The organism is Pseudomonas sp. GM60 (assembly GCF_000282415.1).
GTDB classification, from domain to species: domain Bacteria; phylum Pseudomonadota; class Gammaproteobacteria; order Pseudomonadales; family Pseudomonadaceae; genus Aquipseudomonas; species Aquipseudomonas migulae.
In genome coordinates, this window is sequence record NZ_AKJI01000087.1 from 49,205 (window position 1) to 68,759 (window position 19,555).

18 protein-coding genes are annotated in these 19,555 nt (G+C 61.1%); 17 read left to right on the plus strand and 1 reads right to left on the minus strand.

The features are described 5' to 3' along the window. The first annotated feature begins 117 nt into the window (after positions 1-117). From glpD to PMI32_RS08185, 11 genes are all read left to right on the plus strand, one after another. On the plus strand, positions 118-1,656 hold the full coding sequence (glpD, locus tag PMI32_RS08235; protein ID WP_008032174.1) for a glycerol-3-phosphate dehydrogenase: 1,539 nt from the start codon (positions 118-120) through the stop codon (positions 1,654-1,656). A gap of 446 nt (positions 1,657-2,102) precedes the next feature. Further along, positions 2,103-3,017: a glutamate/aspartate ABC transporter substrate-binding protein gene (locus PMI32_RS08230; protein ID WP_008032176.1), complete on the plus strand. Its 915-nt coding sequence runs from the start codon at positions 2,103-2,105 to the stop codon at positions 3,015-3,017. Between the two features lie 195 nt (positions 3,018-3,212). Further along, positions 3,213-3,959 (plus strand): amino acid ABC transporter permease, encoded by a 747-nt coding sequence (locus tag PMI32_RS08225; protein WP_008032179.1) that lies wholly within the window; start codon positions 3,213-3,215, stop codon positions 3,957-3,959. Next, entirely contained in the window at positions 3,959-4,630 is a 672-nt protein-coding gene (locus tag PMI32_RS08220; RefSeq protein ID WP_032829007.1) for an amino acid ABC transporter permease, read from the plus strand. The genes PMI32_RS08225 and PMI32_RS08220 overlap by 1 nt, the downstream gene beginning before the upstream one ends. Beyond that, positions 4,627-5,361: an amino acid ABC transporter ATP-binding protein gene (locus tag PMI32_RS08215; RefSeq protein ID WP_008032183.1), complete on the plus strand. Its 735-nt coding sequence runs from the start codon at positions 4,627-4,629 to the stop codon at positions 5,359-5,361. The genes PMI32_RS08220 and PMI32_RS08215 overlap by 4 nt, the downstream gene beginning before the upstream one ends. A gap of 148 nt (positions 5,362-5,509) precedes the next feature. Next, positions 5,510-7,411, plus strand: coding sequence for a two-component sensor histidine kinase AauS (gene aauS, locus PMI32_RS08210; protein WP_008032185.1), 1,902 nt, complete (start codon positions 5,510-5,512; stop codon positions 7,409-7,411). After that, positions 7,408-8,736 (plus strand): two-component response regulator AauR, encoded by a 1,329-nt coding sequence (gene aauR, locus PMI32_RS08205; protein WP_008032187.1) that lies wholly within the window; start codon positions 7,408-7,410, stop codon positions 8,734-8,736. Before aauS ends, aauR begins: the two co-directional genes overlap by 4 nt. A gap of 8 nt (positions 8,737-8,744) precedes the next feature. Then, the gene (locus tag PMI32_RS08200) at positions 8,745-9,074 is read left to right on the plus strand and encodes a GlpM family protein (protein ID WP_162130733.1); all 330 of its coding nucleotides are present in this window, start codon (positions 8,745-8,747) and stop codon (positions 9,072-9,074) included. A 212-nt stretch (positions 9,075-9,286) separates the two neighbouring features. Beyond that, positions 9,287-10,207 (plus strand): arginase family protein, encoded by a 921-nt coding sequence (locus tag PMI32_RS08195; protein ID WP_008032190.1) that lies wholly within the window; start codon positions 9,287-9,289, stop codon positions 10,205-10,207. Continuing rightward, positions 10,204-10,578 (plus strand): DMT family transporter, encoded by a 375-nt coding sequence (locus tag PMI32_RS08190; RefSeq protein WP_008032192.1) that lies wholly within the window; start codon positions 10,204-10,206, stop codon positions 10,576-10,578. The genes PMI32_RS08195 and PMI32_RS08190 overlap by 4 nt, the downstream gene beginning before the upstream one ends. A 10-nt stretch (positions 10,579-10,588) precedes the next feature. After that, complete coding sequence (locus PMI32_RS08185) at positions 10,589-10,987, plus strand: DMT family transporter (RefSeq protein WP_008032193.1); 399 nt, start codon at positions 10,589-10,591, stop codon at positions 10,985-10,987. Between the two features lie 114 nt (positions 10,988-11,101). On the opposite strand, the gene PMI32_RS08180 is transcribed toward PMI32_RS08185, so the two are convergent. Further along, the gene (locus tag PMI32_RS08180; protein WP_008032195.1) at positions 11,102-11,863 is read right to left on the minus strand and encodes a MipA/OmpV family protein; all 762 of its coding nucleotides are present in this window, start codon (positions 11,861-11,863) and stop codon (positions 11,102-11,104) included. Between the two features lie 231 nt (positions 11,864-12,094). On the opposite strand from PMI32_RS08180, the gene PMI32_RS08175 reads away from it, so the two are divergent. The 6 genes from PMI32_RS08175 (at position 12,095) to PMI32_RS08150 (ending at position 19,540) form a co-directional block, all read left to right on the plus strand. Further along, positions 12,095-12,808, plus strand: a complete 714-nt coding sequence (locus PMI32_RS08175; protein WP_008032196.1) for an MtnX-like HAD-IB family phosphatase — start codon at positions 12,095-12,097, stop codon at positions 12,806-12,808. Then, on the plus strand, positions 12,801-14,195 hold the full coding sequence (locus PMI32_RS08170; RefSeq protein WP_008032198.1) for an aspartate aminotransferase family protein: 1,395 nt from the start codon (positions 12,801-12,803) through the stop codon (positions 14,193-14,195). The genes PMI32_RS08175 and PMI32_RS08170 overlap by 8 nt, the downstream gene beginning before the upstream one ends. Then, positions 14,192-15,070 (plus strand): alpha/beta hydrolase, encoded by an 879-nt coding sequence (locus PMI32_RS08165; RefSeq protein ID WP_008032200.1) that lies wholly within the window; start codon positions 14,192-14,194, stop codon positions 15,068-15,070. Before PMI32_RS08170 ends, PMI32_RS08165 begins: the two co-directional genes overlap by 4 nt. A 181-nt stretch (positions 15,071-15,251) precedes the next feature. After that, entirely contained in the window at positions 15,252-16,379 is a 1,128-nt protein-coding gene (locus PMI32_RS08160; protein WP_008032201.1) for a GNAT family N-acetyltransferase, read from the plus strand. A gap of 10 nt (positions 16,380-16,389) precedes the next feature. Then, a complete protein-coding gene (locus PMI32_RS08155; protein ID WP_008032202.1) occupies positions 16,390-18,162 on the plus strand; it encodes a sensor histidine kinase in 1,773 nt (590 codons plus the stop codon). After that, a complete protein-coding gene (locus tag PMI32_RS08150; RefSeq protein WP_008032205.1) occupies positions 18,152-19,540 on the plus strand; it encodes a sigma-54-dependent transcriptional regulator in 1,389 nt (462 codons plus the stop codon). The genes PMI32_RS08155 and PMI32_RS08150 overlap by 11 nt, the downstream gene beginning before the upstream one ends. The last annotated feature ends 15 nt before the right edge of the window (positions 19,541-19,555 follow it).

Sequence of the window (19,555 nt, forward strand, 5' to 3'; positions counted from 1 at the left end):
TCAGTATTTTCAATCGAAGTTAACTGGCTTTGAGCGGCTTTATGGGCTACCATTTTCGCAAATGAACATTAATGTTCGAAATCCAATATCGACAATCAAAAAAACCGAGGCCAGCCGATGCCCACTTCTACCTTGCCTACGCCCCCACTTGCCGAGGTCTACGATATCGCCGTCATCGGTGGCGGGATCAATGGCGTGGGGATCGCAGCGGATGCCGCCGGTCGCGGTCTTTCGGTGTTCCTTTGCGAAAAGGATGATCTGGCCAGCCACACCTCGTCGGCCAGCAGCAAACTGATCCACGGTGGCCTGCGTTACCTCGAACATTACGAATTCCGCCTGGTTCGCGAAGCCCTCGCCGAGCGCGAAGTGCTGCTGGCCAAGGCGCCGCACATCGTCAAGCAAATGCGCTTCGTCCTGCCGCACCGTCCGCACCTGCGTCCGGCCTGGATGATCCGCGCCGGCCTGTTCCTGTATGACAACCTGGGCAAACGGGAAAAACTGGAAGGTTCGAAAAGCCTGAAGTTCGGCCCGGACAGCCCGTTGAAAAGCGAAATCACCAAAGGCTTCGAATACTCCGATTGCTGGGTCGACGACGCGCGCCTGGTGGTCCTGAACGCCATGGCGGCCCGCGAGAACGGCGCCCATGTGCACACCCAGACCCGTTGCGTCAGCGCCCGTCGCACCAAAGGCCTTTGGCATCTGCACCTGGAGCGCGCCGACGGCAGCCTGCTTTCGATCCGCGCCAAGGCGCTGGTGAATGCGGCCGGCCCATGGGTTGCCAAGTTCATTCGTGATGATTTGAAGATGGAATCGCCGTACGGCATCCGCCTGATCCAGGGCAGTCACCTGATCGTGCCGAAACTGTACGAAGGTGATCACGCGCACATTCTGCAAAACGAAGATCAGCGCATCGTCTTCACCATTCCGTACCTGAACCATTTCACCCTGATCGGCACCACCGACCGCGAATACACCGGCGATCCGGCAAAAGTGGCGATCACCGAAGGCGAAACCGATTACCTGTTGAAAGTGGTCAACGCCCACTTCAAGAAGCAGATCAGCCGCGACGACATCCTGCACAGCTATTCCGGTGTTCGTCCGCTGTGCAACGACGAATCCGACAATCCGTCGGCCGTCACCCGCGACTACACCCTCGCGCTTTCGGGCACGGGCGAAGAAGCGCCGCTGCTGTCGGTGTTCGGCGGCAAGCTGACCACCTACCGCAAACTGGCCGAGTCGGCGCTGGCGCAACTGGCGCCTTACTTCACGCACATCAAGCCGAGCTGGACCGCCAGCGCCACCCTGCCGGGCGGCGAAGACATGACCACTCCGCAGGCGCTGAGCTCACGCATCCGTGACCAGTTCGACTGGGTGCCGACCGAAATCGCCCGTCGTTGGGCCACCACTTACGGCAGCCGCACCTGGCGCATGCTTGAAGGCGTGCAAAGCCTCAGCGACCTGGGCGAGCACATCGGCGGCGGTCTCTACACCCGCGAAGTCGATTACCTGTGCAGCGAAGAGTGGGCAACCACGGCGCACGACATTCTGTGGCGTCGCAGCAAGCTGGGCTTGTTCACCACCCCGGCCGAGCAGCAAGCGCTGGCGGAGTATCTGAGCAAGGTCGAGCAGAACCGCAGCAAGATTGAAGCGGCCTGATCGGTAATCCGCTTGAACGAAAGCCCCTGAATCTCACGATTCAGGGGCTTTTTGCTATTCGGGAAACACCATCAATCCCTGTAGGAGCCGGCTTGCTGGCGATGGCGGTGTGCCAGTCAATAAAGAAGTTGACTGGCACACCGCCATCGCCAGCAAGCCGGCTCCTACAGGGGAATGCGTTTACAGCATGGGCCATTCGGTTTTCCGAACGCGACTCATCGGTCTATTCGGTTAACCGGACTATCTCACTCCAAAAAACGCGCCATAAATATTTAATATCCTTATAAATCAATACTTTAGTTTGTATCGACTGGTCTGGCACGAGTCATGCTCTACACTCTTGGACGAATGCTTGTTGCGCGGACCTTGAGAAGCCGACAGACATTCGAAGCACAAAAGGGCCGATGAACTGGCTCCATAAAAAAAACAATGTCGAGGAAAATTTGATGCGCATCGTTCCCCATATCCTGGGCGCAGCCATTGCTGCAGCTCTGATTACCACTCCAGTTTTCGCTGCCGAACTCACCGGCACACTGAAGAAGATCAAAGAGTCCGGCACCATCACCCTCGGGCATCGTGACGCTTCCATTCCGTTTTCCTATATCGCGGACGCTTCCGGCAAACCGGTTGGCTACTCCCACGATATTCAGCTGAAAGTCGTTGAAGCCCTGAAAAAAGACCTCGACATGCCGAATCTCCAGGTCAAATACAACCTGGTGACCTCGCAAACCCGCATCCCGCTGGTGCAGAACGGCACCGTGGACCTCGAGTGCGGTTCCACCACCAACAACGTCGAGCGTCAGCAGCAAGTTGACTTCTCCGTCGGCATTTTCGAAATCGGTACTCGCCTGCTGTCCAAGGCAGACTCCAAGTACAAGGATTTCGCCGACCTGGCCGGCAAGAACGTTGTGACCACCGCCGGCACCACGTCCGAACGCATCCTCAAGGCGATGAACGCCGACAAGCAGATGGGTATGAACGTCATCTCCGCCAAAGACCACGGCGAATCCTTCCAGATGCTGGAAACCGGCCGTGCCGTGGCTTTCATGATGGACGACGCCCTGCTGGCAGGTGAAGCGGCCAAAGCCAAGAAGGCAACTGACTGGGCCGTGACCGGCACTCCACAGTCCTACGAAATCTACGGCTGCATGGTCCGCAAGGGCGACGAGCCGTTCAAGAAGGCTGTAGACGACGCCATCGTGGCAACCTACAAGTCGGGCGAGATCAACAAGATCTACGACAAATGGTTCATGCAGCCAATCCCGCCAAAAGGTCTGAACCTGAACTTCCCGATGAGCGACGAGCTCAAGGCACTGATCGCCAATCCGACTGATAAAGCGGCTGACGACAAGAAGTCCTGATTTTCTGACTAACCTTATCTCCTGAGAGGGCCGTCGCCCTTTCAGGAGGTGGTCACTTCCTGCTGGTATTTTTTGGAAACACTCGAACCGGTGGCTGTCGAGCCGGGAGCGTGTGCCTGATCGAAAAGGTCAGGCGGGAACGGAGCTTCCCCCAAGCGGGCACTTGCACATCGATTGAACTGAGGGGAGACCCTAATGAATTACAACTGGGACTGGGGCGTGTTCTTCAAGTCCACCGGCGTGGGCAGCGAGACCTATTTCGACTGGTACGTGTCCGGTCTGGGCTGGACCATCGGCATCGCCATCGCGGCCTGGATCATCGCCCTGACACTGGGCTCGATCCTGGGCGTCATGCGCACCGTGCCGAACCGCATCGTATCGGGCATCGCCACCTGCTACGTCGAACTTTTCCGTAACGTACCGCTGCTGGTGCAGCTGTTCATCTGGTACTTCCTGGTGCCCGACCTGCTGCCGCAAGACCTGCAGGAATGGTACAAACAGGACCTGAACCCGACCACTTCGGCGTTCCTCAGCGTTGTTGTCTGCCTGGGCCTGTTCACCACGGCTCGCGTTTGCGAACAGGTGCGCACCGGTATTCAGGCACTGCCAAAAGGCCAGGAATCCGCTGCTCGCGCCATGGGTTTCAAGCTGCCGCAGATCTACTGGAACGTGCTGCTGCCCCAGGCCTACCGGATCATCATTCCGCCGCTTACCTCGGAATTCCTGAACGTATTCAAGAACACCTCCGTCGCCTCGCTGATCGGCCTGATGGAGCTGCTCGCACAGACCAAACAGACCGCCGAGTTCTCCGCGAACCTGTTCGAAGCGTTCACCCTGGCGACCCTGATCTACTTCACCTTGAACATGAGCCTGATGCTGCTGATGCGCCTGGTCGAGAAGAAAGTAGCCGTGCCGGGCCTGATCTCCGTAGGGGGTAAATGATGGAATTCGACTTCTCGGGCATCATCCCGTCCCTGCCGGGCCTGTGGAACGGCATGGTCATGACCCTGCAATTGATGGCGCTGGGCGTCGTCGGCGGGATCATCCTCGGCACGATCCTCGCGCTGATGCGCCTGTCCCACAGCAAGCTGCTGTCGAACCTCGCCGGCGCCTACGTTAACTACTTCCGTTCGATTCCACTGCTGCTGGTCATCACCTGGTTCTACCTGGCGGTGCCGTTCGTACTGCGCTGGATCACCGGCGAAGACACACCGATCGGCGCATTCGCCTCGTGCATCGTGGCGTTCATGATGTTCGAAGCGGCGTACTTCTGCGAAATCGTCCGCGCCGGCGTGCAGTCGATTCCCAAAGGCCAGATGGGCGCTGCCCAGGCCCTGGGCATGTCGTATGGCCAGATGATGCGTCTGATCATCCTGCCGCAAGCGTTCCGCAAGATGACCCCGCTGCTGCTGCAACAGAGCATCATCCTGTTTCAGGACACCTCGCTGGTCTACGCCGTCGGCCTGGTGGACTTCCTCAATGCCTCGCGTGCCAGTGGCGACATCATCGGCCGCTCGAATGAGTTCCTGATCTTCGCAGGTCTCGTGTACTTCACAATCAGCTTTGCCGCCTCGCTGCTGGTCAAGCGTCTGCAAAAAAGGTTTGCCGTATGATCTCTATCAAGAATGTCAACAAGTGGTATGGCGACTTCCAGGTACTGACTGACTGCAGCACCGAGGTCAAAAAAGGCGAAGTGATCGTGGTGTGCGGGCCGTCCGGCTCCGGCAAATCCACCCTGATCAAATGCGTCAACGCCCTGGAACCGTTCCAGAAAGGCGACATCGTGGTCGACGGCACGTCCATTGCGGACCCGAAGACCAACCTGCCGAAGCTGCGCTCACGCGTGGGCATGGTGTTCCAGCATTTCGAGCTGTTCCCGCACCTGACCATCACCGAAAACCTGACCATCGCGCAGATCAAGGTGTTGGGCCGCAGCAAGGAAGAAGCCACCAAGAAAGGCCTGCAACTGCTGGAGCGCGTAGGCCTCTCGGCACACGCTCACAAGCACCCGGGCCAGCTCTCCGGTGGTCAGCAACAGCGTGTGGCGATTGCCCGTGCGCTGGCGATGGACCCGATCGTCATGCTGTTCGACGAACCGACCTCCGCGCTCGACCCTGAAATGGTCAACGAAGTGCTCGACGTGATGGTGCAACTGGCCCACGAAGGCATGACCATGATGTGCGTGACCCACGAAATGGGCTTCGCCCGTAAAGTGGCGGACCGGGTGATCTTCATGGACGCCGGCAAAATCATCGAAGACTGCAAGAAAGAGGAGTTCTTCGGCGACATCAGCCACCGCGCCGAGCGTACCCAGCACTTCCTCAACAAGATTCTGCAGCACTAAAAAACACCGCTCCCCTTGTAGGAGCTGGCTTGCCGGCGATTCAGACGACACGGTGTGTCTGACTGGTCGCCTTCGCCAGCAAGCTGGCTCCTACAGGGGGCAGTGCGAAGCTTCAGATTTGTGTTGTGGTTGACCCAAGGCATCTGTGATGAAATGCGACCCCACTCTCTATCGCGCAGCGCCGCCATCACTCGTCGTGAAACCCCGTCTGATCCGCCACTTGTTCCTGCCGCCACTGGTCATCGCCCTGATGATCGGATTGGGTTACCTCGGCTTCTGGGTCAGCGAGCACTACGGGATCCGCAGCCTCAGCGAGAACGGCCAGCGTCAGCTCGAACTGCACGCCCGCGCCGTCGAGAGCGAGATCAGCAAGTACACCTACCTGCCCAGCCTGCTGGAACTCGAAACCAGCGTTTCGAAGCTGCTGGCCGACCCGTCGCCGGAACACCGGCAAACGGTCAATGAATACCTCGAAGGCCTGAACCGGCGCAGCCGCAGTCGGGCCATCTACGTGATGGACACCACCGGTCGTGTTATGGCCACCAGCAACTGGCGCGACGTCGACAGTTACCTCGGTGAAGACCTGTCCTTTCGCGCCTACTTCCAGAACGCCGTGCGCGGTCAGCCGGGCCGCTTCTATGGCATCGGCAGCACCAACGGCGAACCCGGTTATTACCTGGCCCATGGCCTGGAAGAACACGGCAAGATCATCGGTGTCGCGGTGGTCAAGGTCCGCCTCGAAGCCATGGAAGAACGCTGGCAGCGCGCGCGCCTGGAGGCCTTCGTCAGCGACGAAAACGGCATCATCATTCTCTCCAGCGATCCGGCGCGACGCCTGAAATCAGTCGTTCCATTGAGCGACGAAACCAAGGAAAAACTCGCCCGCAGCCTTCAGTACTACTGGTTTCCACTGAACGAGCTGCAACCGCTGGCCCGTGAAAGGCTGGCCGAAGGCGAGGAAAAACTGACCTTCCCGGCCAACAGTGAAGTGGAGTCCGACCAAGAGGACATCAGTTACCTCTCGCAAACCCGTCCCTTGAGCGACACCCCGTGGAATTTCACCCTGCTCACGCCGCTGCAGGATTTGCGTCGCGAAGCGATCAATCAGGGGATTCTGGTGGCCGTGGCGTTTGCCCTGGTGGCGTTCCTGCTGATTGCCTGGAACGAGCGCCGCAAGGTGATCGCCACCCGTCTCGCCGCCCGGGAAGCCTTGCAGGAAGCCAACAATCAACTGGAGCGTCGGATAACCGAACGCACCACCGACCTGCGCGCCAGCAACGAACGGCTCAAGGGCCAGATTCGCGAACGCCGTCAGGCCGAAGAGACCTTGCGCCGCGCCCAGGATGAACTGGTGCAGGCCGGAAAACTCGCGGCCATCGGCCAGATGTCCACCAGCATCGCCCACGAATTGAACCAGCCGCTGGCGGCGCTGCGCACCTTGTCCGGCAACACCGTGCGCTTTCTCGAGCGCGGGCAACTGGATGTGGCCAGCACCAACCTCAAGACCATCAACGAACTAATCGACCGCATGGGCCGGATCACCGCAAGCCTGCGCTCCTTCGCCCGACGCGGCGACGACAAAGGCCAGGCCTGCCTCGGCAAAGCGGTGGACGCCGCGTTGCAACTGCTCGGCGGACGTGTGGAAAGTGTCCCTCTGCACTTGCATCGCGAGTTCGCCGACGTGCAGGTGCAGATTGACCAGACCCGCCTGGAGCAGATTCTGGTCAACCTGATCGGCAACGCCCTCGACGCCATGCAGTCGCAGCCCCAACCGGAATTGTGGCTCGAAGGCGAAGCGTTCGACGGCAAATATCGCCTGCGGGTACGCGACAACGGCCACGGCATCGATGCCGAAGCGCGCAAGCATCTGTTCGAACCGTTCTTCACCACCAAACCCGGCGAGCAAGGCCTGGGCCTCGGCCTGACCCTGTCCGCCAGCCTGGCCGCCGCCACCGGCGGACACCTGGGTGTCGAGCACCCGGCCAGCGGTGGTACCACCTTCGTCCTCAGTTTACCGTTGGTAAGCCCCCTTCAAGCCGAGCCAATATGAACAACGACCTTAGTGTGCTGATCGTCGAAGACGACCCTCATGTGCTGCTCGGCTGCCAACAGGCGCTGACCCTGGAAGACATTCCCTGCGTCGGCGTGGGCAGCGCCGAAGAAGCGCTGGAGCGGGTCGGCGACAACTTTGCCGGCATCGTCATCAGCGACATTCGCCTGCCGGGCATCGATGGCCTGGAATTGCTGACCCGGCTCAAGGCCCGTGATCGCAGCCTGCCGGTGGTGCTGATCACCGGCCACGGCGACATTTCCATGGCCGTCGGCGCGATGCAGAAAGGCGCCTACGACTTCATGGAGAAACCTTTCTCCCCCGAACGCCTGGTGGATGTCGCCCGTCGTGCGCTGGAGCAACGCAGCCTCGCCCGGGAAGTCTCTTCGCTGCGCCGGCAATTGGCGGAACGGGATTCCCTGGAAGGCCGGATCATCGGTCGTTCGCCAGCCATGCAGAACCTGCGGGAATTGATCGCCAACGTCGCCGATACCTCGGCCAACGTGCTGATCGAAGGCGAAACCGGCACCGGTAAAGAACTGGTCGCGCGCTGCCTGCACGACTTCAGTCGGCGTCACACCAAACAGTTCGTCGCCCTGAACTGCGGTGGCCTGCCGGAGAACCTGTTCGAAAGTGAAATCTTCGGCCACGAAGCCAACGCCTTCACCGGCGCCGGCAAGCGGCGGATCGGCAAGATCGAACACGCCGATGGCGGCACGCTGTTCCTCGACGAGGTGGAAAGCATGCCGCTGCCGTTGCAGATCAAACTGCTGCGGGTGTTGCAGGAACGCACCCTGGAACGCCTCGGCTCGAACCAGAGCGTGGCGGTGGATTGCCGGGTGATCGCGGCCACCAAGTCCGATCTCGACGAGTCGAGCAAGGCCGGCGAATTCCGCAGCGACTTGTATTACCGGCTGAACGTGGTGACCCTGGAACTGCCGCCGCTACGCGAGCGCCGCGAAGACATCCTGCAACTGTTCGAGCACTTCCTGCAGCAATCGTCCTTGCGCTTTGACCGTGCCGTGCCGGAGCTGGACAACCAGACCGTGTCGAACCTGATGAGCCACGACTGGCCGGGCAACGTCCGTGAACTGCGCAACGTTGCCGAGCGGTATGCCCTCGGTCTGCCGGCCTTCAAGAAGTCGGGCGCCATTGGCAGCAATCAGGGCCTGGCCTTCGCCGAAGCGGTGGAAGCCTTCGAACGCAACCTGCTCGGCGACGCCTTGCAACGCAGCGGCGGCAACCTGACTCAGGCCAGCCTGGAACTGGGCATGGCCAAAACCACGCTGTTCGACAAAGTGAAGAAGTACGGGTTGAGCCACTGATGGACCTGATGCTCAAGGCAACCCTGGGCGCAGCGGTGGTGCTGATCCTCGCTGCGCTGGCCAAGACCAAAAACTATTACATCGCCGGCCTGGTGCCGCTGTTTCCGACCTTTGCGCTGATTGCGCACTACATCGTCGGCAAGGGCCGCTCGCTGGATGACTTGAAGACCACGATTGTGTTTGGCATGTGGTCGATCATTCCGTACTTCATCTATCTGGCGACGTTGTACGTGATGGTCGACCGGATGCGGCTGGAGGCTTCGCTCGCGGTGGCGGCGGTGGCGTGGTTGATCGCGGCTACGATCCTCGTCAGCGTCTGGGTACGCCTCCAGACCTAATCCCCTGTAGGAGCGAGCCTGCTCGCGATGGTGTATCAGCTACATCGTTGTCGGCTGACACTCCATCGCGAGCAGGCTCGCTCCTACAAGGGTTCTCCATTGGCCTCATGGCTGGCCCGCCCCTTGCATTTACCCCCAAAAGCCCCCTCGGCCGGCCTTCATGATGGATGGAGCCGGTGTCTGGGAGGGTCTGCCAAGGGTGAATTGCGACCTTGAACATTTTAGATCTCGACCACAGCCTGACTGCCCAGGCCCCCATCGCACGGTTGCTCGACAGCGGCCGCGCGAAACGCCTGGGCCTGCTCGACCTCGGCCCGAAATTGCGGCTCTGGTCCAGCGAACGCACCTGGCGCCGCTTCGCCGAACGCCTGCAACAACGTCCGCGCCACAGCGGCCCGCAACCGGAAATCTTCTTTGTCGGCTCCGGCGATTACCACCACTTGACCCCGGCCTTTCTCACTGACTTACCGGTGCCGGTGAGCCTGATTCACTTCGACAATCACCCCGACTGGGTCCACTTCGCCCCGCGTCGGCATTGTGGTTCGTGGGTCAACCAGGCGCTGAAACTGCCGAACGTCCAGCGCATCGTCACCCTCGGCCCGTGCAGCGATGACCTGCAAAATCCACAGCTCAAGGGCGGCAACCTCAGTGCCCTGAAACGCGGGGTCTTGCAGCTGTTTCCGTGGCAGCATCCGCCCTCGAAAGTCTGGGGCCGGGTCGGCGATGGCGCCGGTCATCAGCAACAGGAAAACCAGCTCCACTGGCGCAACCTCGCCGAGCTGGATTGGCCGGTGTTTCTCGATCAGTTGATCACCAGCCTGCCCACCGAGGCGGTGTGGATCACCATCGACAAAGACGTCCTGGCCAGCGAAGACGCGGCGACCAACTGGGATCAGGGCGGCATGCGCCTGAGCCATCTGCTGCAAGCGATACGCGTGCTGGCCGCGAACAAGCGGATCCTCGGCATCGACATCTGCGGCGAATACGCCCGTCCCGCCTTCAGCAACGCCTTCAAACGCTGGGAAGCCAAGGCCGACCAGCCGCCGGCGGAACGCTGGAGCGCAGACGATCTGCTGCGTAACTCAGCCACCAATCAGGCACTGATCGAGCTGTTCGAGGAGCTGTTCCCATGACCATTACCGTGATTGTGCTGGTGGCGTTTTCCATCGTGCTGGACGTCATTGGCCAGCTCTGTTTCAAGCTCGGACTCGACCGTTTGCCGGAGCTTGAAGGCGGCTTTCGCCTGAATGCGTTCTGGGGCCAGGTATTCAACGCGCCGCTGCTGTGGTGCGGAATCGGCGCCTACGTGATCGAGTTTTTTGTCTGGCTGGAGGCCCTCTCCCGCGCGCCGCTGAGCCTGCTGTTTCCGGCTGCGGCGCTGGCGTATTGCGGCGTGGTGCTGGCCGGCAAACTGATCCTCGGCGAAACCGTGAGTCGTCGGCGCTGGCTCGGCACCTTAGTGATTACGGCGGGCGTGATGCTCGTGTGTGTCGCCCATGCATGAGGCTCAATCGATGATCAGAGGCAAGACCGACTGGCTGCATGAGCGCTTGGGCACCATCGTGCTTTGGGCGCTGTTGATCGCTTTTGAAAGTGCCGGGCAGATCGCCACGAAGGTCGGTGGCGATCAACTGGGGCAGATGGATTTCAACCTGCAATGGCTGATGGCAGTGGCTGTGAATCCCGGGGTGTGGCTGGCGATTGCCTGTTACATCGGGGCGTTTTTCGTGTGGATGCTGATATTGCGACGCAGCAGCCTGTCGCTGGCGTTTCCGTTGAGTTCGCTGGTGTTCGTCGGGGTTTTGCTTGGGTCTTGGCTGGGCTTGGGCGAGCAGATCAGCGTGCTGCACTGGGTGGGTGTGGCGGTGATCATGGGGGGGATTGCGTTGCTGGCCGAAGGTGAAGAAACCTAGAGTTCTGTGATCTCAAGGGCCCCATCGCGAGCAGGCTCGCTCCCACATTTTGACCGCATCCCCCTGTGGGAGCGAGCCTGCTCGCGATGGCGTCAGACCAGCCAATGAACCTTTCTATTCAAACTTGTAAGCCACCGCCGCCTGCACTCCACCCTGATGGGTATCCCCGACCGCTTTGACAATGCTGCTATCCGCCGCCGCCCCCGTCAGGTGAATCCAGCTCGCGCTCGTCAGCAGTGACCATTGCGGCGCCAGGGGAAATTCGAAGCTCTGGGTCAGCGCCACGTTCTGCAAGCCACCACCGGCATTGTACGGGCGGATCCCCGAGGCTTGAGACTCGTCGGCGCTGACGCCGAAGAACGTCTGAGTCTGCCGGGCATCGGCAAAATGCGCGGTCAGGTTTGAGCTACCGATCACCCCGCCACCCAGTGGATAACCCACCTCCCCACCCAGCCGTCCCAATACCCCGCCCTGCCCGCCTCGCCCGCCAACCGCCTGGCCAACCGAAGCAAATACCCGCCAAAAGTCGGCCGGCGCGTACTGCACAAACCCGCCCACTTCGCCCATGTCCGGCACATCGCGCAAGCCTTGCAGCTCGCCGTTGGAGGTCCGTCCCGGCAGGTAATTCAGGAACGGCCCGGCGCTTAAGCCACTTGCGTTGAACGCGTCCCAGGTCAGCCCGTCATCGGTGCTCAGGCTGACATCGCCCCAGTCCAGATCGAGGTACGGCACGGGCCGGGTTTCGTAACGGCTGCCGGTTGGGTCGTGCGGCTGATAGCTGAGGCCAACCCCTGCTTCGCCGGTGATGCCGTCTGCTGAAACGTTGGCCGAAAGGCACGTCAGCGCGGCGAATAGAGCAACAGTAATCCTCGACATGAGGCAATTCCTTGAACGGGACATGCGCGCATCAATCCCCGGATCGCGCTCCCGGCGCAAGCACTCATGTTGTTTGTAGCGACCTACAAAAATTGTAGCTTCGAAGACACGAACACACGCCAGAACCCCGCCCCCGCTGGGCCAAACCCGGTTGGCACAGTCCCTGCTCTACCCCCTGTGCAGCGCAGACAGCACACCCGGCGCACACTTTTTACAAGATAGGTAACGCAGATGATTGACTGGCATATCGTGTGTGATTTCGACGGGACCATCACCCGCACCGACGTGATCGACAGCATCCTCCAACGGTTCGCCGACCCGAGCTGGGAAGCGATTGAAAACGAGTGGCGGGCGGGCGACATCGGTTCCCGTGAATGCCTCAGCCGCCAGCTCTCGCTGGTCAAGGCCACACCGTCCGAGCTGCTCGGGTTCTTCGACACGGTCGAGATCGACCCGGACTTCCCCGACTTCGTCGACCACGTGATCGGCCTCGGCGCCTCCCTCGAAGTGGTCAGCGACGGCATCGAGCAAGGCATCGCACGGATCCTGGCGCGCAACTACGTCAGCCTCTTGCCGATCCTCGCCAATCGCCTGCGCCAGCTCGATCACGACAGTTGGCGCATCGACTTCCCTCATGCCAGCGACGCCTGCCGCGCCGCCTCCGGCAACTGCAAATGCAAGTCCACCCCCAGCGCCAAACGGGTGCTGGTAATCGGCGACGGCCAGTCCGACATGTGCGTGGCCGCCACCGCCGATTTCGTGTTCGCCAAGGATCGCCTGGCCGAGCACTGCGAGCGCAACGGCATCGCTTACGCACGCTTTGACAGCTTCGCCGAACTGCCTGCGCTGCTGGCCTTGCTGCCAAGCGCCAACGCCGCCAATGCCACCTCTTTCAACGTAGAAACCTTCAACGCAGAAAATCAGGAACTCCTCCACCATGTCTGATATTCGAATCGCCACCGCAGAAGACCAGATCCTCCTGGATAAAGAAGCCAAATACTGCTCCTACGGCGACACCGTTCACTACATCGACCCGCCGCGTATCTTCAGCCGATGCGAAGGCTCCTACGTCTGGGACACCGAAGACCAGGCCTACCTCGATTTGCAAATGTGGTACTCGGCGGTCAACTTCGGTTACGCCAACCCGCGCCTGAACAATGCGCTGAAACAGCAGATCGATACCCTGCCGCAGATCGCCAGCCAGTACCTGCACAAAGGCAAGATCGAGCTCTCGGAAATGATCGCGGTCGACGCGAAGAAAAAATTCGGCCTCGACGGTCGCGTGCACTTCAACGTCGGCGGCTCGCAGTCCATCGAGGACTCGCTGAAAGTCGTGCGTAACGCCACCAACGGCAAGAGCCTGATGTTCGCGTTCGAGGGCGGTTACCACGGGCGCACACTCGGCGCGTCGTCGATCACCTCCAGCTACCGCTATCGCCGCCGCTACGGCCACTTCGGCGAGCGCGCCAATTTCATCCCGTTCCCGTACCACTTCCGTGGCCCGAAAGGCATGACCAAGGAAGAATATGGCAGCCATTGCGTGCAGCAATTCGCCCGCCTGTTCGAGACCGAATACAACGGCGTCTGGGACCCGAAAGTCGGCCAGAGCGAATACGCCGCGTTCTACGTCGAGCCGATCCAGGGCACCGGCGGCTACGTGATTCCGCCGATGAACTTCTACAGTGAACTCAAGCATGTGCTGGACCAGCACGGCATTCTGATGGTGGTCGACGAAATCCAGATGGGCTTCTATCGCACCGGCAAGCTGTGGTCGATCGAGCACTTCGACGTCAAACCCGACGTCATCGTCTTCGGCAAAGCGCTGACCAACGGCCTCAACCCGCTGGGCGGCATCTGGGCAAAAGAAGAGCTGATCAACCCGAAAATCTTCCCGCCAGGCTCGACCCACTCGACGTTCGCCTCCAACCCGTTGGGCACGGCGGTGGGCCTGGAAATGTTCAAGATGACCAGCGAAGTCGACTACGGCGCGATGGTCATGAACAAGGGCAAGTACTTCCTCGAAGGCTTGAAAGACTTGCAGAAACGCTACCCGATCATCGGCGACGTCGACGGCCTGGGCCTGGCGCTGCGCTGCGAAATCTGTGGCCCGGACGGTTTCACGCCGGACAAGGCCACGCTCGATTTCATGGTCGAAGAAGGCATGAAGGGCGACATCGAAATCGACGGCAAACGCCTGGGCCTGATTCTCGATGTGGGCGGTTACTACAAGAACGTCATCACCCTCGCGCCGTCGCTGGAAATCAGCTATCCGGAAATCGATTTGGGCATCGCCCTGCTCGACCGCTTGCTGCATCGGGCGATGACACGATGAACGAGCAAGAGATCGACATGGGCGAAGGCAGCGCCGGTTTCGTTCTCGGCAGCGGGGAGGTCGCGGTGTTGTTGATCCATGGCCTCACCGGCACCCCGACCGAGTTGCGTCGGGTCGCCATCGGCCTGGCCAAGGCGGGTTGCACGGTGTACGTGCCGACGCTGGCCGGGCACTGCGGAGACAACGCCGACCTGCAAGCCACCGGTTGGCGTGACTGGTACGAGAGCGCACGCAATACCTTCATCGGTGTGCGGCGCAAACACGAGCACGTGTTCGTCGGCGGTTTGTCGATGGGCGCGGTGCTGTCGATGTACCTCGCCGCCGAGCATCCGGGGCAGATCGAAGGCTTGTTGCTGTATTCGACGACCCTGCGCTACGACGGCTGGAACATGCCCAAAGTCGCCGTGCTCACGCCGTTGCTGATGGCGATTCCGTTTGGCGTGCACCTGTGCCGCTTCAACGAAAAATCACCTTTCGGCATCAAGGACGAACGCTTGCGAGCGATCGTCGAGCGGCAGATGAAGGCTGGCGAGAGCAGCAATGCCGGGCTGCTGACCATGTCCGGGGTCAGTGTCCGGGAACTGCATCGACTGGTGGCGGCGGTGAAAAAACGCATGCCGCAGATCACCACGCAAACGCTGGTGCTGCACTCGCGCGAAGACGACATCACCAGCCGCTGGAACGCCGATTATGTGGAACGCAAACTCGGCGGTCCGGTGGTGAAGGTGCTGCTCGACGACTGCTACCACATGATCACCGTCGACCTGCAATACCGCCGCGTGGTGGAGCTGAGCGCGGACTTCATCCGGCAACGTTTCATTCAACAGCGCTGCGCCCCCAAACCCATGCGCCAGGACTATCGGCAACTGGCCTGAACACGTTGAGGTACCTGCGCGTGCCCCCCCTGTAGGAGCGAGCCCGCTCGCGATGGTCGTTAACGATAACGCGGGGTTGCAGGTTAAACGCGGCGCTCTTAAGTGCATCGCCGGCAAGCCGGTCTCGCTCCTACAGGGATCAGGTGGTAGCCGCAATGCAGGCAATTTTTAAGGAAACGATGTGATCACAGCCCTTGCCTTTTCGACGATCGAGGCCATCGACCGCGATGCCTGGAATGCCTGTTTCCCTGCCGAGCTGGAAGATTGGAATTACTACCGGGCGGTTGAGCGGGCCGACATCGCAGACTTTCAATGGCGCTATCTGGCGCTGTACGAAGACGAGGTACTGATCGCGGCGGCCGTGGCGTTCACCACCGCTTACTCGCTGGACACCACGGTTCAGGGGCTGGGCAAACGCATCAGCGAACGCCTGCGCCGCGTGTGGCCGGGGCTGTTCGATGTGCGCCTGTATGCCCTCGGTTCACCGGTGGCCGAGCAGTGCCATGTCGGGACCGCACCGCACATCGACGCGGCCCGGCGCGTGGACCTGCTTCAGCAATTATTACGGCTGGCGCGCCACGACGCCGATCAGGCCGGGGTCGGTTTGCTGGCCGTCAAGGATGCCTCTCACCGCGACCCGCAATGGTTGCAGGTGTGTCAGGACGCGGGTCTGCAAAGCATGCCCGGCCTGCCCAGCGCCGAGCTGCCGATCCGTTTTGGCTCGGTGGACGCCTACCTCGGCACGCTCGGCAAATCCACCCGCAAAGACCTGCGCCGCACCCTGCGTGGCCAGGGGCCGCGCATCGAATGGCGGCGCTCGGTCGATGACCTGCTGCCGCGCATGATGGCGCTTTACGAGGCCACGCTGAGCCGCAGCGACCTGACCTTCGAACGCCTGCCGCCCGGCTACTTCCGCCAGGTCCTGGAACACCTCGATGAACGTGCCGCGTGCGTGTTGTATTGGGTCGGCGAAGAGTTGGTGGCGTTCAACCTTGTGCTGTTCGACGAACTGCGACTGGTCGACAAGTTCTTCGCCCACGACCTGGCCCGGACCCGTGAACACAATCTCTACGTGCGCAGCTGGCTGGCCAATGTCGACTACTGTATTGAGCACGGCATCCCGATCTACGCGTGCGGCCAGGCCGGTTATGCCAGTAAGCTGCGCCTGGGTTGCTCGTTTACCGGCAACACCGTGTTTTTCCGCCATCGCAACCGCTTGCTCGATAGCCTGTTGCGCGTGGTGAAACTGTTTATCCGACCGGACCGTTCCGACCCTGCCATGGCAGCCGCGATCAGCGAGCAGCAATAAGCGAAGCACAATGACCAAAGACTCACGCACCAACGCTCGACCTTTCGCCCTCTCTGGCTGGAGCCTGCAGCGCAAACTGGTGCTGGCGTTCTGGCTGGTCAGCGTCATTCCGACGATGATCGCCGCCGAACTGGCGGCCACCACGCTGTCGCAGATTTTCGACAGCAACGTACGCATCTGGCTGCAGGAATCGACCAAGATCGTCGAGGACGAGATCAGCGAGATCCTGCGCGACAACGCCCGGGGCGCGCAGCTGTTCCTGCGTTACACGCGCCCGCCCACCGATCGGCTGGCGAACAAACACGACAAACTGACCACCGACATCGCCGACTCCATGGGCATCGACGTCGTGGCGCTGGTGCGCGCCAGCGATCACAAAGTGGTGTTCAGCACCGCCGCCGACGACATCGTCCGCCAGATCAGCACCGCGCCCAAGGCGGTGCTGCAAACCCTGCAAGTCGGTGGCGTGGCGACCGGCACGGTGGTCTCGACCTTCGAAACGGATCAGGACGGCGTCGAGTACAAACTGGTGATTGCCACCTACCTCGACAACAGTTTCCTCACCAGCGTGGCCGACGTGCACTCGCTGGACCTGCGTCTGTATCTGGCCAAGGCCAATGACTTCTCGGAGATTTTTTCCACCCAGCGCTTCGAGGACCACCCGGCGGCCGTACCGGAAAAAATCGAACAGATCCTGCGCAGCACCAAACAGCCAATCGAACAATTCACCAACCGCTACAGCGGCATCTACCGGCCGATCCTCAACGAAAACGGCGAGCTGCAAGGGGTGATTTTCAGCGGCCTGCTGCGTCACACCAGCCTGGTCGGGCTGGTCAATCAGAGCAACCTGTTCATCCTGATTTTCCTGCTCAGCTCGGCGGCGTCCCTGGCGGTCGGCTGGCTGGTTTCGCAGCGCCTGACCAAGCCGTTGCGCGGGCTATCCAAAGGCGTACAAGCGGTGATCGCCGGGGATTATCGCCAACGCCTGCCGGTCACCGGCGGCGACGAACTGGCGGAACTGAGCAGCACCTTCAACCACATGAGCGAACGCCTCGGCGAGTTGCAGCATCTGGAATCGCAACTGCGTCGGCGTGACCGCCTGCATGCGCTGGGCGAAGTGGCGATGGGCCTGGCCCATGAAATCCGCAACCCGCTGGGCATCATCAAAACCGCCACGCAACTGCTGCACCGGCGCGCCGATTTGCCCGAGACCGACAAGCGTCATCTGGAGTACGTGGTCAGCGAAGTCAGCCGGATCAACGACCTGATCACCGACTTCCTCGACTTCGCCAAACCCAGCGCACCGATGCGCTCGACCCAACTGGCGCGCCCGCTGGTGGATGAGCTGGTCGGCTTCTGTGCGCCGGAGCTGGCCAGCCACAACATCGATGTGCAAATCGATGATCAATCGCCCACCGCGACGCTTTACGCCGACGCGCGGCAAATCAAGCAGGCCGGCCTGAACCTGATCGTCAACGCCATCGACGCCATGCCCGACGGCGGGCGACTGACCCTGGGCATCAGCAGCGACCGACACTACACGGTGATCAGCATCAGCGACACCGGCCAAGGCATTGAACCGGACATGCTCGAACGGATCTTTACACCGTTCGTCACCACCAAGGCCTCGGGCACCGGGCTGGGTCTGGCCAAGGTGTTCTCGATCATGGAGAGTCATGACGGGCGCATCGAATGCGTCAGTGAAAAAGATGCCGGGGCCACATTCACCCTGTACATTCCGGCCAACGGTGAAGACTTCGACGAGGGCAGCGATGACACATAACGTACTGGTGGTCGACGACGAGCCCAAGCTCTGCGACCTGCTGGCCTCGGCGCTCAGTCAGAACGGCATTGTGGTGTTCACCGCCGGCAACGGCCTGCACGCGCTCAAGGTGCTGGAGTGCGAAGACATCGACCTGGTGATCAGCGACTGGCGCATGCCCGGCATGGACGGCCCGCAACTGCTGGCAGAAATCAAAAGCCGTTTTCCGCAGCTACCGGTGATCGTCATGACCGCCTACAGCACGGTGAAAAACGCCGTGCAGTCGATGCGCAACGGCGCCTTCGACTACATCGCCAAGCCGTTCGACATTGATGAGCTGGACATCACCGTCAACAAGGCCCTGCAATTTCGCGACATTCTCAAAGACAACCAGCGCATGCGCGCCGAGCTCGACGAACACCGGCAGATCGACAGCCTGATCGGCGACAGCCCAAGCTTTCGACGGGTGCTGCACGCCATCGACTCGGTGCGCGAAAGCAACGCGACCATTCTGTTGACCGGCGAAAGCGGCACCGGCAAGGAAATGGTCGCCCGGGCGATCCACACCCACGGCAATCGCGCCGACAAGCCTTTTGTCGCGGTGAACTGCGCGGCAATCCCCGAAGGGCTGCTGGAAAGCGAAATGTTCGGCCACCGCAAAGGCGCGTTTACCGGCGCGGTGGCGGATCGCGTCGGACGCTTCCAGCAGGCTGACAAGGGCACGCTGTTTCTCGATGAAATCGGCGAAATGCCGCTGGCCTTGCAGGCAAAAATCCTTCGGGCCTTACAGGAACGAGTGATCGAACCGGTGGGCGATCCCCGCGAGCGAAAGGTCGATGTACGGGTGATCGCGGCGACCAACAAAAACCTGCTGGACGCGGTGGCCAACAAGGAGTTTCGCGAAGACCTTTACTACCGCCTCAACGTCTTCCCGATTCCGCTGCCGGCCCTGCGCGAACGGGTTGAAGACATTGCGCCGCTGGCCCGGCATTTCGCCCACACGCTGGGGGCTGCGGCCGGCAAACGTTTCAGCAGTTTCAGCCCGCAGGCGTTGCAGGCCATGGCCAGGTATTCGTGGCCGGGGAATATTCGCGAACTGCAAAACTGCGTGGAGCGGGCGACCATTGTCGCCTCGGGCGCGGTGATTGAAGAGGAAGACCTGCCGGCGTACCTGTTCGCTTCAAGCTCCGCCGACGGCGGCACGTTGATCGCTGAGGGCAGCGTACCGGCAGACCTGGAAGCGGCGCTGGCCGAGGTGGAAAAAACCTACATTCTGGCGGCGCTGGCACAGAGCAACGGCGTGCAGGCAGCCGCGGCGCAGTTGATCGGGATTTCCGAACGCAGCTTCTGGTATCGGTTGAAGAAGCTGGGGATTCATGTGGACAAGATTGTGCGCTGACTTTCATGCCCACGA

Excerpts from the sequence above, each read along its gene's own strand:
- glpD (WP_008032174.1), top strand. The coding sequence starts at position 118 with ATGCCCACTTCTACCTTGCCTACGCCCCCACTTGCCGAGGTCTACGAT.
- PMI32_RS08230 (WP_008032176.1), top strand. The coding sequence starts at position 2,103 with ATGCGCATCGTTCCCCATATCCTGGGCGCAGCCATTGCTGCAGCTCTG.
- PMI32_RS08225 (WP_008032179.1), top strand. The coding sequence starts at position 3,213 with ATGAATTACAACTGGGACTGGGGCGTGTTCTTCAAGTCCACCGGCGTG.
- PMI32_RS08220 (WP_032829007.1), top strand. The coding sequence starts at position 3,959 with ATGGAATTCGACTTCTCGGGCATCATCCCGTCCCTGCCGGGCCTGTGG.
- PMI32_RS08215 (WP_008032183.1), top strand. The coding sequence starts at position 4,627 with ATGATCTCTATCAAGAATGTCAACAAGTGGTATGGCGACTTCCAGGTA.
- aauS (WP_008032185.1), top strand. The coding sequence starts at position 5,510 with ATGAAATGCGACCCCACTCTCTATCGCGCAGCGCCGCCATCACTCGTC.
- aauR (WP_008032187.1), top strand. The coding sequence starts at position 7,408 with ATGAACAACGACCTTAGTGTGCTGATCGTCGAAGACGACCCTCATGTG.
- PMI32_RS08200 (WP_162130733.1), top strand. The coding sequence starts at position 8,745 with ATGCTCAAGGCAACCCTGGGCGCAGCGGTGGTGCTGATCCTCGCTGCG.
- PMI32_RS08190 (WP_008032192.1), top strand. The coding sequence starts at position 10,204 with ATGACCATTACCGTGATTGTGCTGGTGGCGTTTTCCATCGTGCTGGAC.
- PMI32_RS08185 (WP_008032193.1), top strand. The coding sequence starts at position 10,589 with ATGATCAGAGGCAAGACCGACTGGCTGCATGAGCGCTTGGGCACCATC.
- PMI32_RS08180 (WP_008032195.1), bottom strand. The coding sequence starts at position 11,863 with ATGTCGAGGATTACTGTTGCTCTATTCGCCGCGCTGACGTGCCTTTCG.
- PMI32_RS08175 (WP_008032196.1), top strand. The coding sequence starts at position 12,095 with ATGATTGACTGGCATATCGTGTGTGATTTCGACGGGACCATCACCCGC.
- PMI32_RS08170 (WP_008032198.1), top strand. The coding sequence starts at position 12,801 with ATGTCTGATATTCGAATCGCCACCGCAGAAGACCAGATCCTCCTGGAT.
- PMI32_RS08165 (WP_008032200.1), top strand. The coding sequence starts at position 14,192 with ATGAACGAGCAAGAGATCGACATGGGCGAAGGCAGCGCCGGTTTCGTT.
- PMI32_RS08155 (WP_008032202.1), top strand. The coding sequence starts at position 16,390 with ATGACCAAAGACTCACGCACCAACGCTCGACCTTTCGCCCTCTCTGGC.
- PMI32_RS08150 (WP_008032205.1), top strand. The coding sequence starts at position 18,152 with ATGACACATAACGTACTGGTGGTCGACGACGAGCCCAAGCTCTGCGAC.